The 15,863-nt window shown below is 70.9% G+C and carries 18 protein-coding genes and 1 pseudogene; 14 read left to right on the plus strand and 5 right to left on the minus strand.

Features of this window, described 5'->3' with window-relative positions:
- Positions 1-4: 4 nt before the first annotated feature.
- Entirely contained in the window at positions 5-1,372 is a 1,368-nt protein-coding gene (locus tag AC3EUV_RS32675; RefSeq protein WP_435604515.1) for a GH1 family beta-glucosidase, read from the plus strand.
- Positions 1,373-1,438: 66 nt separating this feature from the next.
- Here AC3EUV_RS32675 and AC3EUV_RS32680 read toward each other — a convergent pair whose 3' ends face one another.
- Complete coding sequence (locus AC3EUV_RS32680; RefSeq protein WP_387240683.1) at positions 1,439-1,849, minus strand: organic hydroperoxide resistance protein; 411 nt, start codon at positions 1,847-1,849, stop codon at positions 1,439-1,441.
- Between the two features lie 128 nt (positions 1,850-1,977).
- On the opposite strand from AC3EUV_RS32680, the gene AC3EUV_RS32685 reads away from it, so the two are divergent.
- From AC3EUV_RS32685 to AC3EUV_RS32715, 7 genes are all read left to right on the plus strand, one after another.
- Positions 1,978-2,439 (plus strand): MarR family winged helix-turn-helix transcriptional regulator, encoded by a 462-nt coding sequence (locus AC3EUV_RS32685; protein WP_435604492.1) that lies wholly within the window; start codon positions 1,978-1,980, stop codon positions 2,437-2,439.
- Between the two features lie 270 nt (positions 2,440-2,709).
- On the plus strand, positions 2,710-2,943 hold the full coding sequence (locus tag AC3EUV_RS32690) for an acyl carrier protein (RefSeq protein WP_432146084.1): 234 nt from the start codon (positions 2,710-2,712) through the stop codon (positions 2,941-2,943).
- A complete protein-coding gene (locus tag AC3EUV_RS32695) occupies positions 2,940-4,178 on the plus strand; it encodes a beta-ketoacyl-[acyl-carrier-protein] synthase family protein (protein ID WP_432146085.1) in 1,239 nt (412 codons plus the stop codon). Before AC3EUV_RS32690 ends, AC3EUV_RS32695 begins: the two co-directional genes overlap by 4 nt.
- Before the next feature lie 67 nt (positions 4,179-4,245).
- A complete protein-coding gene (locus AC3EUV_RS32700) occupies positions 4,246-5,145 on the plus strand; it encodes an alpha/beta fold hydrolase (protein WP_432146086.1) in 900 nt (299 codons plus the stop codon).
- Positions 5,146-5,206: 61 nt separating this feature from the next.
- Positions 5,207-5,524 (plus strand): ArsR/SmtB family transcription factor, encoded by a 318-nt coding sequence (locus AC3EUV_RS32705; protein WP_042158115.1) that lies wholly within the window; start codon positions 5,207-5,209, stop codon positions 5,522-5,524.
- Positions 5,521-6,369 (plus strand): SRPBCC family protein, encoded by an 849-nt coding sequence (locus AC3EUV_RS32710; protein ID WP_432146087.1) that lies wholly within the window; start codon positions 5,521-5,523, stop codon positions 6,367-6,369. The genes AC3EUV_RS32705 and AC3EUV_RS32710 overlap by 4 nt, the downstream gene beginning before the upstream one ends.
- Positions 6,370-6,848: 479 nt before the next feature.
- On the plus strand, positions 6,849-7,553 hold the full coding sequence (locus tag AC3EUV_RS32715) for a transglycosylase SLT domain-containing protein (RefSeq protein ID WP_435604493.1): 705 nt from the start codon (positions 6,849-6,851) through the stop codon (positions 7,551-7,553).
- A 171-nt stretch (positions 7,554-7,724) separates the two neighbouring features.
- Here AC3EUV_RS32715 and AC3EUV_RS32720 read toward each other — a convergent pair whose 3' ends face one another.
- Positions 7,725-7,922, minus strand: a complete 198-nt coding sequence (locus AC3EUV_RS32720; protein ID WP_168482805.1) for a hypothetical protein — start codon at positions 7,920-7,922, stop codon at positions 7,725-7,727.
- A 712-nt stretch (positions 7,923-8,634) separates the two neighbouring features.
- On the opposite strand from AC3EUV_RS32720, the gene AC3EUV_RS32725 reads away from it, so the two are divergent.
- From AC3EUV_RS32725 to AC3EUV_RS32735, 3 genes are all read left to right on the plus strand, one after another.
- Positions 8,635-9,288 carry a transglycosylase SLT domain-containing protein gene (locus AC3EUV_RS32725; RefSeq protein WP_432146089.1) on the plus strand — a complete coding sequence of 218 codons (654 nt, stop codon included), beginning with the start codon at positions 8,635-8,637 and terminating at the stop codon, positions 9,286-9,288.
- 386 nt (positions 9,289-9,674) lie between these two features.
- A complete protein-coding gene (locus tag AC3EUV_RS32730; RefSeq protein WP_432146090.1) occupies positions 9,675-10,541 on the plus strand; it encodes a lysozyme in 867 nt (288 codons plus the stop codon).
- Positions 10,542-10,747: 206 nt separating this feature from the next.
- Complete coding sequence (locus AC3EUV_RS32735) at positions 10,748-11,221, plus strand: spore-associated protein A (RefSeq protein WP_432146091.1); 474 nt, start codon at positions 10,748-10,750, stop codon at positions 11,219-11,221.
- A gap of 134 nt (positions 11,222-11,355) precedes the next feature.
- Here AC3EUV_RS32735 and AC3EUV_RS32740 read toward each other — a convergent pair whose 3' ends face one another.
- Positions 11,356-12,885, minus strand: a complete 1,530-nt coding sequence (locus AC3EUV_RS32740) for an SDR family oxidoreductase (protein WP_432146092.1) — start codon at positions 12,883-12,885, stop codon at positions 11,356-11,358.
- Positions 12,886-13,090: 205 nt separating this feature from the next.
- Here AC3EUV_RS32740 and AC3EUV_RS32745 point away from each other — a divergent pair.
- A pseudogene (locus AC3EUV_RS32745) lies at positions 13,091-13,380 on the plus strand (glycoside hydrolase family 38 C-terminal domain-containing protein); the annotation flags it as partial.
- A gap of 146 nt (positions 13,381-13,526) precedes the next feature.
- Here the strand turns inward: AC3EUV_RS32745 and AC3EUV_RS32750 are convergent.
- Positions 13,527-13,832: a hypothetical protein gene (locus AC3EUV_RS32750; protein ID WP_432146093.1), complete on the minus strand. Its 306-nt coding sequence runs from the start codon at positions 13,830-13,832 to the stop codon at positions 13,527-13,529.
- A 196-nt stretch (positions 13,833-14,028) separates the two neighbouring features.
- Between AC3EUV_RS32750 and AC3EUV_RS32755 the strand changes: the two genes are divergently transcribed.
- Both AC3EUV_RS32755 and AC3EUV_RS32760 read left to right on the plus strand, forming a co-directional pair.
- Positions 14,029-15,054: an alpha/beta hydrolase gene (locus AC3EUV_RS32755; RefSeq protein WP_432146094.1), complete on the plus strand. Its 1,026-nt coding sequence runs from the start codon at positions 14,029-14,031 to the stop codon at positions 15,052-15,054.
- Positions 15,055-15,167: 113 nt separating this feature from the next.
- Positions 15,168-15,362 carry an antitoxin gene (locus AC3EUV_RS32760; protein WP_432146095.1) on the plus strand — a complete coding sequence of 65 codons (195 nt, stop codon included), beginning with the start codon at positions 15,168-15,170 and terminating at the stop codon, positions 15,360-15,362.
- Positions 15,363-15,525: 163 nt separating this feature from the next.
- Here the strand turns inward: AC3EUV_RS32760 and AC3EUV_RS32765 are convergent, their stop codons facing one another.
- Positions 15,526-15,729 carry a cold-shock protein gene (locus AC3EUV_RS32765; RefSeq protein ID WP_006601696.1) on the minus strand — a complete coding sequence of 68 codons (204 nt, stop codon included), beginning with the start codon at positions 15,727-15,729 and terminating at the stop codon, positions 15,526-15,528.
- Positions 15,730-15,863 lie beyond the last annotated feature (134 nt).

The raw sequence follows: 15,863 nt of genomic DNA on the forward strand, positions 1-15,863 counted from the left end.
CTCCGTGAGCGACCGGATCGACTTCGCCGCCCTGCCGGACGACTTCACCTGGGGCGTGGCCACGTCGGCCTATCAGATCGAAGGTGCGGTCGCCGAGGACGGCCGCGGCCCGTCCATCTGGGACACCTACGCCCACACCCCGGGAAGGATCGACAACGCCGACACCGGCGACCGGGCCTGCGAGCACTACCACCGCTGGCGCGCGGACATCGGCCTGATGCGTCAACTGGGCGTCGGCGCCTACCGGTTCTCGATCGCCTGGCCACGGATCCGGCCGGCCGGGGACGGCCCGGTCAACGCCGCGGGCCTGGCCTTCTACGACCGGCTGGTCGACGGGCTCCTCGAAGCGGGCATCGCCCCCTTCGTCACCCTCTACCACTGGGATCTGCCGCAGGCCCTCCAGGACCGGGGCGGCTGGCCCGTGCGGGAGACCGCCGAGCACTTCGCGGCGTACGCCGCCGTGGTCGCCGGGAAGCTCGGCGACCGCGTCACCCACTGGGCCACGCTCAATGAGCCGCTGTGCTCGGCCTGGATCGGCCATCTCGACGGCCGGATGGCGCCCGGCCACACGGATCTCACCGCGGCGGTCCGCGCCTCGTACCACCTGCTGCTCGGGCACGGTCTGGCCGTCCAGGCGATCCGGTCCGCGACGCCGGACGCCCGGGTCGGCCTGGTGAACAACCTCAGCACCGTCGAGCCCGCCACCGGGTCCGGGGCCGATGCCGCGGCGGCCCGGCGGATGGACGGGCACACCAACCGCTGGTGGCTCGATCCGGTGCACGGCCGTGGCTTCCCCGAGGACATGCGTGAGGTGTACGGCGTGCCGCTGCCGGAGCGCGCCGGTGACCCGGAGACCCTCGCCCAGCCGCTGGACTGGCTGGGGCTGAACTACTACTTCCCGGCCGTGGTCGCCGCCGATCCGGACGGCCCGCCGCCGTTCGTCCGCCCGGTGCGCCGGCCCCAGGTCCCCCGTACGGGCATGGACTGGGAAATCGACGCGAACGGCATCGAGACACTGCTCCTGCGGCTGACCCACGAATACGGGGCACGCACGCTCCATGTCACCGAGAACGGCTCCGCCTACCCGGACACGGTCCGCCCCGACGGCACCGTCGCCGATCCCGAGCGCACCGACTATCTGCACCGGCATGTGGCGGCCTGCGCCCGCGCGGCCCGCAAGGGTGCCCCGCTCGCCGGATATTTCGCCTGGTCACTGATGGACAACTTCGAATGGGCCTACGGATACGACAAGCGCTTCGGCCTGTTCCATGTCGACCGTGCGACCCAGGTCCGCACCCTCAAGGGCAGCGGCCGGCACTACGCCGAACTGATCCGCTGCCATGCGCGCCGCGGCGCCCCGCGCGCGCCCTGAGCCTGCCGCGCCCGGCGGGCCGGCCCCCGCACCCTCGCCGGGGCCGGTCCGGCGGGCGGCCCGCCGCTACTCGATGACCAGCTCGACCTCGATGTTGCCGCGGGTGGCCTTGGAGTACGGGCAGTACTGGTGCGTCGCCTCGACCAGCTGCCGGCCGGTCTCGCCCGCGAGGGTCTCCGGCAGCTCCACCCGCATGACGACGCCCAGGCCGAAGCCGGTGTCGTCCTTGCCGATGGAGACCTCCGCGGTGACCGAGACATCCTTGGTGTCGATCTTCATCTGCCGGCCGACATTGCCCATCGCGCTGGCGAAGCAGGCCGCGTATCCGGCGGCGAAGAGCTGCTCCGGGTTGGTGCCGGCGCCGTTGCCACCGAGCTCGGGCGGCATGGCCAGGGCCAGGTCGATCCGGCCGTCGGAGCTGACGGCCCGGCCCTCACGGCCATTGGCGGTGGCGACAGCGGTGTACAGCGCGTCCATCACGGTTCCCCTTCGGTAGCGCGGCGGCCATTCCCCGGCCGCCCGATGCCCCTCACAGTCGCACACATCTAAATTGCACGCAACTTAGTTGTGTACAACTAAATGCCCTGGCGAGTTAACCTGGGTGCATGACCTCTGCGACCAGGCCCCCGGTACCCGACGCCGAACTGCTCCGCCTCGACCACCAGGTCTGCTTCTCCCTGCACGCCGCCTCGCGCGCCTTCGGCGGCGTCTACCGGGACGCCCTCAAGGGCCTGGGCCTGACCTACCCCCAGTACCTGGTCATGCTGGTCCTGTGGGAGCACGGTCCCCAGCCGGTGAAGACCATCGGCGAACAGCTCCGGCTGGACTCCGGAACCCTCTCCCCGCTGCTCAAACGGCTGGAGTCGGCCGGCCTGGTCCGCCGCGAGCGGAGCACCGAGGACGAGCGGTCGGTCACCATCCACCTCACCCCGGCCGGCGACGAGCTGCGCGAACAGGCCCTGCCGGTCCCCCGCCGGATGCTGGCCGCGACCGGCCTCACCATCGAGGAACTGCGCACGCTCCAGAGCCTGTTGGGCCGGGTGACGAGCGCCCTCGACGAAGCCTGACCCCGGGCGGTTCCCGAGTCCGCCGGCCGTCGCCCCGTACCTCCCGGCGGTCCGCGGCGTTACGTACGTAGGTGCTTTCCGCGGTGTCCGCAAGGCGAGGTGCGGCCACGTTCTCCACCCCGGCAGCTCATCACCCCATTGAGCTACCAAGGTTGGGGAGTCATCGGCACAAAGGCGTATAAAGGGTGGTCAAACCAGCCGGAGCCGCCGGTGATATCCCGCCCACGACGCGGTTGGCAGCATCGCCTACGACAAGCGGAGGAGCGCCACGTGAACGCGGCAGAAGTTGTCAACACCTTGCTGGTCCAACGATTCGGGGTTTCCCCCGCCGACATCACCGACGGGACTGCGCTGCGCAGCCTGCGACTGGACTCCCTGGCCCTGGAGGAGCTCCGCGTCCTCATCGAGGAGCGGCTGGACATCGACCTCGACGAGGTGTCGCTGACCCCGCGGAACACCGTGGGCCAGCTGGTGACGGCCGTCGACGGCAACGTTCCGGCATGACGGCCCGCCAGGAGCCGTTCTCCGCGGCCGTGACAGGACTGGGACTGGTGACCGCGGCGGGCGTGGGGGCGAAGGCCACCTGGCACACCGTCACCCAGGAAACGGTGCCCGGCGGCGTGAGCCACCAGGAAGAACTCGCCGATCTGCCCTGCGACTTCATGTACACCGTCGCGGATCTGGACCCGACCGAGCTGCTCGGGGTGGCCACCCAGCGGCTGATGGACCGCTTCTCCCAGCTCGCGGTGATCGCCGCCCGGGAGGCCGTCGCCGACGCCGGGCTGGACCCGGAGTCCTGGGACAGCAGCCGGGTCGCGGTGGTCATCGGCTCCGCGCACGGCGGGCTGCCGTTCTACGACCAGCAGCATGTCGCGATGGCCGGGCGCGGCGCCCGCCGGGTCTCCCCCAAGCTCGCCCCGCTGACCGTCGTCAACAGTGCCGCGAGCAGCGTCTGCATGGACCTCGGCGCGCAGGGCCCCAGCATGGGCGTGGCGACGGCCTGCTCCTCCGGCACGGTCGCCCTGGGCACCGCACACCAACTGCTGCGCGCCGGGGTCTGCGATATCGCCGTCGCCGGCGGCGCGGAGTCGGTGCTCTCCCGGCTGCTGATCGCCAGCGCCTGCCAGATGAAGGCGGTCTCCACCCGCCGGGACGACCCGGCCGCGGCCTGCCGCCCCTTCGACGCGGGCCGGGACGGCTTCGTGGTCGGCGAGGGCGCCGGGCTCCTCGTACTGGAACGGCCCGAGCACGCGCGCGCCCGCCGGGCCCCCGTCCGTGCCCACATCCGCGGCTACGGCGCGTCGAGCGATGCCTATGCCGCGGTCGCCCCGGACCCCGAGGGCAACGGCATCGAGCGGGCGCTGCGCAGCGCGCTGGCGGACGCGCAGGTGCAGGGCCGGGACGTCGGCCATGTCAATGCGCACGGCACCTCGACGGTGGTCAACGACCGCGTCGAGGCCACCGTGCTGCGGCGGGTCCTCGGGGATCACCCGCTGGTCACCTCGACCAAGGCGATGACCGGGCACGCACTGGGCGCCGCCGGCGGGATCGAGACCGCGCTCACCGTGCTCGCCCTGGAGCAGCAGCTGGTGCCGCCGACCGCCAACCTCGAGGTGCCGGATCCGCGGATCCCGATCGACATCGTCCGCACGGAGGCCCGGCAGGCGGCGTTCGACTGCGCGGTCAAGACGTCGCTCGGCTTCGGCGGGCACAATGCCGCGCTCGTACTGACCCGCTAGGGCCTGTCCGCCACCGCGCGCCCTTGCCGCGCGCCCCTCCCGCCGGTGCCCCGAGAAGGAATCTGCCATGTCCGAGGAAATGATCCGCTCTTTGTCGGTGCGCGGGGTGTCCTACTCCTACCGGCGGCTGTGCCAGCCGGAGCGGATCACCGAGCCCGTTCTGGTGCTGGGCGGCGCCCTCCAGGGGATGTACGGCTGGCCGCAGATGGAGGATCACGTGGGGCCGGTGGCGGACGTGGTCACCGCCGATCTGCCGGGCATGGGCAGCGCGGACCCGCTGCCCCCGGGGCCGAGCATCGATGTCGTGTGCGCGGCGATCGAGCGGATCATCGACGATCTGGAGGTCCCGCGGATCAACCTCTTCGGGTTCTCGTACGGGGCGGGTCTGGCCTACGGGTGCGCCCGGCGGTTCCCCGGGCGCATCGCACGGCTCGCCCTCGGCGGGGTGCCGGCACATATCAGCGACGCCCAGGTCGAGCTGTGGCGGCGGGCTGCCGACCATCTCGCGCAGGGCGACAACGAGGCCTTCGCCACCCTGGTCGCGCAGGGCCTGATGTGTCTCGACGACCGTCGGCACGTCGCCCGCCGGAGGCTGGCCTACCGCTATGTCCGGCGCTCGATGCTGCATGCGGCCCGGAACTCCCGGCACGCGGTCGACTCGCTGCGCCGCGGGATCCTGGACCGCCCGGACTTCTCCGGCGGGCTGTCCGACGTCCCCACCCTGGTCTTCAGCGGCGAGCACGACACGGTGACCTCCCCGGCCCGTCAGCGGGACTTCGCGGCCTCCATCCCGGACAGCCGCTTTCTGATGATTCCCGATGCCGATCACTGGGTGGTGCTCGAACGCCCGCAGGAGGTCGCGGACTTGGCGGCCCGGTTCTTCACCGACGGCCCACTGAGCTCGGCGCCCTGTCTGGCACCGGCGGTGCGCGAGGAGCCGTCGCCGGCCGATCCGGCCTGTGTGTGAGCCGCGGGACCTCCGGTAGCATTCCCTTGCGGCTATATAACCCAGGTGGCATGCTGAATCCATGCCCCTACCGTTCGACGTACTCGCGGAGCCGAGCCGGCGCAAGATCCTCGACCTGCTGCTGGAGCGCCCGCGGCTGGTCGGCGAGCTCACCCAGCAGCTCGGGCTGAGCCAGCCCGGCACCTCCAAGCACCTCCGGGTGCTGCGCGAGGCCGGGCTCGTCCAGGTCCGGCAGGACGCCCAGCGCCGCTGGTACGAGCTCCGGCCCGAGCCCCTGGCGGAGCTGGACGCCTGGCTCGCCCACTACCGGCATCTGTGGACCGGCCGCCTGGACGCGCTGGAACGGCACCTCGACGCCATGGAGGACGACCCCCGATGAACCCGCACTCCGACACCCTCACCACCGGCGACGGCCGCACCGCACTGCGCATGGAGCGCAGACTCGCCCATCCGCCCGCGAAGGTCTGGTCGGCGATCACCGACCCGGCGCATATCGGGCAGTGGTTCCCCTCCGAGGTCGCCGTGGAGCTCCGCCCCGGCGGCGCGATGACCTTCACCATGCCCGGGGTGAGCGATATCGCCATGACCGGCACGGTCACCGACGCCGAGGAGCCCCGGCTGTTCGCCTTCACCTGGGGCGAGGACCATCTGCGCTGGGAGATCACCCCGGACGGCGACGGCTCGCTACTGGTCCTGGTGCACACCTTCGGCGACCGGTTCGGCGGCGCCAGCTTCGCCTCCGGCTGGCATCTGTGCCTCACCGCACTGTCCCAGCTGCTCGACGGCGACTCGCCGCACGTCGAGCGCGACACCGGCGAGCTGCACGAGGCGTATCTGGAGCAGTTCGACCTCGGACGCGGGGTGGTCGAGGACACCGCGGACGGGCCGCGCGTCCGTTTCGAGCGGCAGCTCGTACGGGCCACCGAGACCGTCTGGGCCGCGCTGACCTCGGGGGACGAGCCGGCCGTGGGGTCGCCCGCACCGGCGGGCTTCACCAGTAGGCAGGCGCCGGCCGGGCCCGTCACCGAGGTCGCGGCCCCAGCGGTGCTCACGTACCGCTGGCACCCGGAGGGCACGGTCCGCTGGGAGCTGGGCCAGGGCACCGGCCACGGCCCCCGGCTCGTCCTCACCCAGACCGGCCCGCCGGGCTTTGACACGGACGCCGCGCTGGACGCCTGGCACGAACGGATCGAGCAGCTCGCCGCGCAGCTGATGGCAGACTGAATTCCCGACTCCCCCTTTACCGCCGCATACTCGCGCCCCCTATGGACTCCATAGGGGGCGTCATGCATGGGGCCGCTTCTGAGCATTGCCGCCCCGTCGGCACCCGCCGCGGAAATACCCCTGCACGGTGTGAGCCAGGCAACTCCGCGGCGCCGTGAAACGGAATGCCGCGTCCGGTCCGCGTGACACCGGGCACGCGACGTACGTCACGTACGAGCATTCCTAGTCGCGACTCCACCCCGCACTTACCGCGATTCGCGGTATTTACAACGGACATTCCGCCCTATCTCACGAAGATAGGTAGTACAAGGCATCTTTGCCACCATCCCGGGCCCGCGCTAACCATGTTTCCCGTTAGCACCGAGAACGAGCCCGCGATCTCAGCCGGAGCGGCGTAACGCGGCAATGACCCTCGGTCCTCACGCGCCAACCGAAGGCCGTTTCCCCCGCCATCAAGCCCTGGAAGAGGTCACCTCCGCATGCCCCAGTTCACCCTGCCCCGCACCGTCCGCCTCACCCGTACGCACAAGGTCTCCGCCGCACTCGTGGCCACCGCGGGCTGCGCCGCCGCCCTGGCGTTCACCGCGGCGCCCGGCAACGCCGGGACCACCACGGCCGCCGACGCGCCGGCCGCGGTCAAGCCGGTCAGCGCGAACGGCATGCCGCTCACCGCGAAGGACCGGGGCGACGACGGCAAGCAGGCCCGTGCGGTCGCCTCCTCCGTCGCCGCGGGCCTCAAGGCGGCCCCTGCCGAGAAGCCGCACCACGCCGCCGATCAGGCGGCCAACCGCTCCATCGAGCGCAAGGCCCTGGTCGCGCCGAAGGCCGCCCCCAAGGCCCCGAAGGCCACCCCGAAGCGCTACGCGAACAACCTCGACGGCTGGATCCGTGAGTCGCTCGACATCATGAAGGACAAGGGGATACCGGGCTCCTACGAGGGCCTGCACCGCAACATCATGCGGGAGTCCGCCGGTGACCCCAACGCCGTCAACGACTGGGACATCAACGCCATCAACGGCGTGCCCTCCAAGGGCCTGCTCCAGGTGATCCAGCCGACCTTCGACGCGTACCACGTCTCCGGCACCCCCCATAAGCTCACCGACCCGATCGCCAACATCACCGCGGCGGCCAACTACGCGGCCGACCGGTACGGCTCGATCGACAACGTCAACTCGGCCTACTGAGCCGGGGAAACGCGACCGTCAGGACGGTCGGAGCAGACTGATCCGGGAGCCGCGCCGCGGCCCCGAACACAGCAACGGCAGTGGCCCTGCCCGCATCCCGCGGGTGGGGCCACTGCCGTTTGCCGTGTGCGGTCCGGCACCGGCGCCGGGCCTGGTGCCCGGCGCCGCCGGTCAGTAGCGGTCGCGCCGGGGCAGGCCCTCGCCGAAGAGCGTGTCGAGAACCTCGGAGGCGATACGGAGTCCGTGCCGTTCCTTGGCTGTGAGGCGGTCCTGGTGGCGGCCATCGACCGGCGCCGCGGCGGCCGCGCCGGTCGCGAGGAAGCCGGTGACGAGAAGACCGGTGAGCACGACGGAAATACGACGGAGCATATGGATGTCCCTACGGTGAGTGGTGACTGTGTGCGCTGCCACCTTCCGGGGCGGCGGGCCCGGAGTCATGCGACAGCTCCGGGCGCTGCTGCGAACGGCCCAGCGGCACCGCCGTATTGCCGTAGCGGAGCGTGCACCGACGGCCGAGCCGGTCCGGCCTTCCCCCTGCTCCGCACCGCGATAAAAACCGGCCGTCGCCGATCGTGAATCAGCGCACAATTGCCGCCCTTTTGGCCGCCGCCACAGTGCCTCGCGCCACATTTACGGATTACCGGCCCGTCCGGCCGTGCCCGCACCCGGCTGAATTCGCTGCCACCGGCGCCCGAACGGCCGCCGGAACACGCTAATTCCGTTGTGAGCCAGACAACTTATGGACCGGATGCGAGCGGCCTTTGAGGGCGTTATCGGGTGACCCGAGGCACGCGATGTATGTCACTTACGACTCTGTCTAGGAGATTCCCATGCGCCCATTCCGGGCCAACGCCGCCGGAAGCGCTTACCACTTCCGCGATCCGGGTTTATCTCACGAAGATGAGTAGTACAGAGCACCATTGCCTCGATTCGGGACCGGCGTTAACCATGGATTCCGACGCACCGAGAGCGAGTTTGCGGGTCACGCCCCACGGCGGACGCAACAAAGACCTCCGGTTCGTTACGCGCCGCCAAAAAAGGCCGCCTCCCCGTCCCCAGTACCTGGAAGAGGTCACTCTGCATGCCCAGCTTCACCCTGCCCCGCGCTGCCCGTATCACCCGCATCACCCGTACCCACAAGGTCGCCGTGGCCGTCCTGGCCGCCGCGGGTGCCACCTCGGGCCTGGCCCTCACCTCCGCCCCGGACACCGCTCAGGCCGCTTCTGAGCACTCCCCCGCCGCGGTCAAGCCCGTCAGCGCGAAGGGTCAGCCGGCAAAGGCGGACGACGCCAAGACCGGTCGTCCGGTGACCGCCTCGGTCGCCGACCACGTGAAGGTCACCGCCGTCGAGAAGCAGCACAGCGCCCAGCAGGCCGCCAACCGCTCCGCCGAGCGCAAGGACGTCAAGGAGTACCCGAACAACCTTGACGGCTGGATCCGCGAGTCCCTGGACATCATGAAGGCCAAGGGCATCCCCGGCTCCTACGAGGGCCTGCACCGCAACATCATGCGGGAGTCCGCCGGTGACCCCAACGCCGTCAACGACTGGGACATCAACGCCATCAACGGCGTGCCCTCCAAGGGCCTGCTCCAGGTGATCCAGCCCACGTTCGACGCCTACCACGTCTCCGGCACCCCCCATAAGCTCACCGACCCGATCGCCAACATCACCGCGGCGGCCAACTACGCGGCCGACCGGTACGGCTCGATCGACAACGTCGACTCGGCCTACTGAGCCGACCGAGCGGAAGAGCCGTCACCGGCACCCGAGGCCGTCCGAGCCGGCTGAGGCGAGGGACATGACGGACCACACAAGCGAGCCGGCAGGCTCGGCATAGAGCAGCTTGCGGAGCGGCGGAATGGCGCGTTCGCCGCTGCGCGGTGGAGCGGGTCCCGGCAGAGCCGGGGCCCGCTTCGCTCTGCCGTACGACCCGGAGGCCCGGAACGGGGGCGTGAGGGACCGTTTCCGCCCGCCGGACGGGTGAGATGCAGGGCCGGTCGGCGGACTGACGGGCCATTGGGTCATAGAGTCAGCCGGTTCTGCGTATATGTCTCTTATCGGCAGGATTCTGCTCAAAAGCTGCCGAACCTGACTCAACCGAAGGCTTTCGGAGGCATGCGATGCCCTTGCGCAGATCCGGTCCGGCCCGCCGTGCAGTCCCTCTTGCGGCCGGAACTCTCGTTTCTCTCCTCTCCGTGCTCGCTCTGCCCCTCGCGCTGCCCGGCTCCGCCACGGCGTCGGACGCCGAGAAGAGACCCGCCCACCCCGAGCAGGACTGGATGGGGTCCACGATCATGGCCCACGAGGGTGGCGACCGGGCGGCGGCCGGCGGTTCCGGGGCCAGGTCCTCGGTCAGAAGAGGTGTGTCCGGCGTCGATGTCTCCAGCCACAACAAGAAGGTCGGCTGGTCCTCGCTGCACAGGTCCGGGGTGCGTTTCGCCTACGTCAAGGCCAGCGAGGGAACCAGCTACACGAACCCGTACTTCACACAGCAGTACAGGGGCTCGTACAACTCCGGCATGATCCATGGCGCGTACCACTTCGCCCTGCCCGACCACTCCAGCGGAGGCTCCCAGGCGCGGTACTTCGTCGACCACGGCGGCGACTGGTCCCCGGACGGCCGGACGCTGCCCGGCGCGCTCGACATGGAGTACAACCCGTACGGCGCGACCTGCTACGGCAAGAGCCACAAGGCGATGGTCGGCTGGATCCGCGACTTCGTGCGCACCTACCGGGAGGAGACCGGCCGTCACCCGGTCATCTACACCTCCACCAACTGGTGGAAGAAGTGCACCGGCAACTCCGGCAAGTTCGGCCGGACGAACCCGCTGTGGATCCCGCGCTACGGCTCGTCCGTGGGCGCACTGCCGGCCGGCTGGCACTTCCACAGCATCTGGCAGCACACCTCCTCGGGCCATGTCGTCGGCGACCGGAACCGCTTCAACGGCTCGTACACCCGCCTGAGGGTCCTCGCGGACGGCAACTGACCCGCACGCCACGGCCGGTCCCCGGCGCGCCCCCCGCGGCGCCGGGGACCGGCCGTTTCCGCTGCGCGGCGACGGCCGGGCACGGTTTTTGGACAACTCCCCCGGGATGAACACGAATTCCCGCCGCGGTACAACCCTTCACGGCCGAGCGCTGTCCAACACTGCGAATGACCACGCAACGCACGTCACCCAACGGGGGGTTTTCCATGAAGCGTTCTCGTGCCATCGCAGGAGCCGCGGCACTGGCCGTGGCCGGTATCGCCACAATGGCGACAGCCACCACCGCGTCCGCCGCGCCGACGGCCGCCGCGTACAACGGAGCCTGCGGAAGCGGCTACCGCGTAGTGAATTCCGTACCGGTCACCGGAAAGGGGACCGTGTACCTGACGTACAGCGCCAAGACCGGAAAGAACTGTGTCGTGACCGTGCGGAACAGCGCCGGGAAGCGGGTGTACATGAACGCCTATGTCGCGGCCACCGACGGCAGTTCCGACTGGATTTACGACAGCGGTCAGTACACCTCGTACGCCGGTCCCGTCTATCTGCCCGGAAAGGGCATCTGTGTGGACTGGGGCGGCGCGATCGAGACGGTCAGCGTCAGCGTTTCCGGCTCCAACTGCGGCCGGATGGCGGCCGGTGTGGTGACACACCGGGCGGCCGGTGTGGTGACACACCACTGATCCCCCACGACGGCGGGTTCCCGGGCAGCGTCCGCCCGGGAACCCGCCGTCGGCGTATCGCCTGCCGGGCCGCAGACCTCAACTCACATGCGCATAGAGCTACTTGACGGCCCTCGGCATACGGCGCGGGCCGGTCACGCCGGGCGGCTCCGGTGCTCGGCCGCCGCGGCGGCCGCGATGTTGCGGGCCATCCCGCCGAACACCGCGGCGTGGAAGGGGGAGACGGACCACCAGTAGGCGTGGCCGGTCAGTCCGTGCGGGTGGAACAGGGCCCGCTGGCCGTAGAGGGTACGGCCGTGGGCGTCGCGGCCGACCGTCAGTTCCAGCCAGGCCAGGCCGGGGAGCCGCATCTCGGCGCGCAGCCGCAGCAGCCGGCCCGGCTCGACCTCCTCGACGCGCCAGAAGTCGAGCGAATCGCCGACCCGCAGCCGGCCGGCGTCCCGTCGGCCGCGGCGCAGCCCCACCCCGCCGACCAGCCGGTCCAGCCAGCCGCGCACCGCCCAGGCGAATGGAAGGGAGTACCAGCCGTTGTCGCCGCCGATGCCTTCGACCACCCGCCACAGCGCCTCGGGCGGGGCGTCCACGGCCCGCTCCCGCCGGTCGGTGTAGAGGCTGCCGCCGGCCCAGTCGGGGTCGGTCGGCAGCGGATCGCTCGGCGCGCCGGGCACCGCGGCGTTGGACCAGCGGGTGGCGACCTCGGCGTCCCGCACCCGGCGCAGCGCCAGTTCCAGCGCGTCGTCGAAGGCGATGGGGTGACCCGGCGGGTCGGGGTCGGGGAGGTAGCGGGCGATGTCGTGCTCGTGGCAGACGACCTCGTGCCGCAGTGATTCGGCGAGCGGGCGGGCCAGGCCCGGCGGCACGGGGGTGACCAGGCCGATCCAGAGGCTGGAGAGGCGCGGGGTGAGCATCGGCACGGGGAGGATCAGCCGTTCCGGCAGTGCGGCGACCCGTGCGTAGCGCTGCATCATGTCGCGGTAGGTGAGGACGTCGGGTCCGCCGATGTCGAAGGCCCGGCTGACGTCATCGGGGAGGCGGGCGCAGCCCACCAGATAGCGCAGCACATCGCGGACGGCGACCGGCTGGATGCGGGTGCGCACCCAGCTGGGGGTGACCATCACCGGCAGCCGCTCGGTGAGGTAGCGCAGCATCTCGAACGAGGCCGAGCCGGAGCCGATGATGACGGCGGCGCGCAGCACGGCGGTGGGGACGCCGGACGCCAGCAGGATGTCCGCGACCTCGGCACGGGAGCGCAGGTGGGGCGACAGGTCCTGCTCGGGGATGCCCTCGGGGGTGAGGCCGCCGAGGTAGACGATCCGGCGGACGCCGGCGGCGCGGGCCTGCCGGGCGAAGATCTGCGCGGCCCGGCGGTCGGTGTCCTCGAACCGGCCGCCGCTGCCCAGGGCGTGCACCAGGTAGTACGCCACCTCGACACCGGCCATCGCGGTACGGACCGATCCCTCGTCGGTGACATCGCCGCGCAGCACCTCCGTCCGCCCGGCCCAGGGGTGATCGCGCAGCTTCTCCGGTGTCCTGGCCAGTGCCCGTACGTCGTATCCGGCCGCCAGCAGCTCGGGGATCAGACGGCCGCCGATGTAGCCGGTGGCACCGGTGACCAGGGCACGCGGGTGCGCCGTGGGGTGCCGCCTGCCGCCTGTGCCGGCCATCCGCGCGGCCTCCTCCGGGCTAGGTAGCAGCATGATCAGCCTGCCCGCCAAGTCTGTCACCCGTGCCGCTGCCGGGCATCACGGCGCGGGTCAGGGGGTGTCCGGCCGGGCCGTCCTGATCAGGTGCACGTGACGCAGCGGAGCCTGCCCACCGGGCCGTGGACCCGCGTGGCCAGCGGGGCGCGGGCGTCGCGGTGCTCTCCCGCGCTTCCTCAAGGCCGCCTTCCCGCTGGACCTGCACGCCGAGCGCTGTGCGGCCGAGACCCAGTTCGGCCATGCCCACCGGCCCACCCACACCAACACCAGCGGGGAGGCCGCCAACTTCGAGACCTGCGCCCACCGGTTCGTGCACCTGGAGGAGCCGGGCTGGGGCGTCGCCCTGGTCAACGACGCCACCTACGGTCATGACGTCACCCGTACGGTCCGGGAGGACGGCGACGGGGCACCACCACGAGCGTCCGGGTCTCCCTGCTGCGCGCCCCGAGGTTCCCGGACAACGGCAGGGCAGCACCCTGCGGATGCTGCTGCGCCCGTTCCAGATCGTGACCGTGCGGCTGGCCCGGGCGGGCGGCAGCCGGTAGCGGCCGGACGGGGGCCCGGATCGGGGGCCCGGATCTAGGGCGGAGCGCCCGGGGCGTGGGTTACGCCCGGGGCCCGCCCCAGCGCGACCGGGCGTCCCGGCGCAGCTCCGGCCGCCGTTCACGTCCGGAGCCGCGCCCGTTGCCCGGGCCGCCGCCGCAGTCCTGACCGCGCCCCCTCTCATGGCCGTACGCCGCCTCATGGTCCGGATCACGGCTCGGATCCAGGCCCAGCATGTCCATCAACAACGACAGGTCGTCCGCGTTCCGCGCATGGCCGGCCAGCGCCTTCCTGGCGAGCCGTCGTTCCTCGTCACACGGCACGGCGCGCGGCGCGGCGTCATCGGCACTGCGGTGTTCATCGCTCACCGCTGCATTCTCGGCCGGACCACGGGACCGTGCCCGTCGAGCGAGCCAAGGGCCGCCCCGTGGAAACCGCCCGGGAGACGCTGCTCCATACGGGTGGGACGAGCCCCGCGGCCCGGCTCGCGGCAAGGGAACCCGCGGCATCCCGTTTCCCTCTTTATGAGCACTTGAACGTGATCACCCAGCCGCGGAGTCCCCTGTGAAACGCCCCTACGCCGTCGTGCTCGCCGCCGCACTCGCTGCCTCCTCCGTGCTGCTCGCCGGCTGCTCGGACACCGGTCAGCCGGTCGACTTCAACGCCGGCGGGAAGGGCGACGGCGCCGCGCGGGCCAAGCCCGTCGACGACGACACCCTGATGCCGACCGGCCCGAAGAGCGACTTCCGTATCACCCGGACACTGGACGACGGCACCCATATAGCGCGGGCGACGCTGCACGGCCAGAAATCCGGCGTCACCGGAAGCGTCTGGGTCTGGGCTCCCAAGGAATACGGGGACCCGAAATACGCCAAGAGCGGATTTCCGGTGCTGATAGCCCTGCCGGGCGGCCTGGGCAGCCCCAAGGAACCCGGCGGGGTCACGAATTACTGGGTCGGCGGCGACATCGAGCTTCAGGAGAACATCACCCAGTGGACCGCTGAGGGCAAGAGCCTGCCGTTCCTCGTCGTGATGCCGATGCTCAACCCCGACACCCGGTACCACGACGCCAGTGACATACCCGGCAGCCAGAAGATGGGGACCTGGCTGACGGAGGACGTCGTCCAGCTGGCCCGGGCCAACTTCCGGACCTTCAAGTCCCGTGACGGCTGGGCCTTCATGGGGTCGTCCTCGGGCGGCTTCGCCGGGCTGAAGTCGGTACTGAAGCACCCGGAGAAGTTCAAGGCGGCGATAGCCAGCGGCCCGGATCTGGCGCCCGACTCGCCGTTGTGGGCGGGCCACCAGGCGGAGAAGGACGCCAACGATCCGGCGAAGCTCGCCCAGCGGCTGCTGCGCAAGGGCGGTCCGGACGTCTATCTCGCCTTCCAGGCCGGCTCCAGGGAGTCCGCCAAGGTCACCGACTCCATACGCCGCTTCCGGCAGTCCTACGGCAAGGGCCCGATCCACACCGCCCTACAGATCATCCCCGACGGCCGGCACAACGCCTGGGACTACCAGAAGGGCATGGCGGCCGGTTCGATCAAGTTCATCAGCGACCGGATGAAGGCCCCGGTCCCGAGCGGTTCCTGAACGGGGCGCCCCGGCCGCCGGGGCCCCCGGCGGTGCCCCTGGCGCGCGGATGCAGATCGCCTGGGAGGGGGTGATGCTGGAGTCGTGGGGGACCCTCGTGAGGAGGACGCATCATGTCCATGATGGACAAGATCAAGAGCATGCTGAAGGGCCACGAAAGCCAGACGGACAAGGGCATCGACAAAGCCGGCGACATGGCCGACGACAAGAGCCAGGGCAAGTTCAAGGGCCAGGTGGACACCGGCCAGGAGAAGCTCAGGGACGAGTTCGGCGGCGGGCAGGGCCCCGATCAGCCGCCGCGGCCCTGATACCCAGCTCTGAACCGGCGGCGGTCACCGCCGCCCCACCGCTTCCGCCGTCACTGCTTACACCGTACGGATGAGCACCGCGTGGTCCGTACGGGCCGCGCGCCACACGACGGTGCCCGCCCCGGGGGTCGGGAGCGGGCACCGAGGGGCGAGTCGGCCGGACCTACGCCAGCCGGATCTTCTCCGCCTGCGGGCCCTTGTGGCCCTGGGTGACCTCGAAGGTCACCTTCTGGCCCTCCTGAAGCTCGCGGAAGCCCGTGGCGTCGATGTTCGAGTAGTGCGCGAAGACGTCGGCGCCGCCGCCGTCCTGGGCGATGAAGCCGAAGCCCTTCTCCGAGTTGAACCACTTCACTGTGCCGGAAGCCATATTCCGTCTCCTTCGTTCAATGGGCTCGAATCGGCTTCCGCGTGCTGCGGAACCCGGAGGTGATCGCCCTGGCCCGGAGACGCGCTACACAGCAAGGACGCCCGTGAAGGCGACACGGGCGTCCGGCACTTCGG

Source organism: Streptomyces sp. bgisy130 (assembly GCF_057708345.1).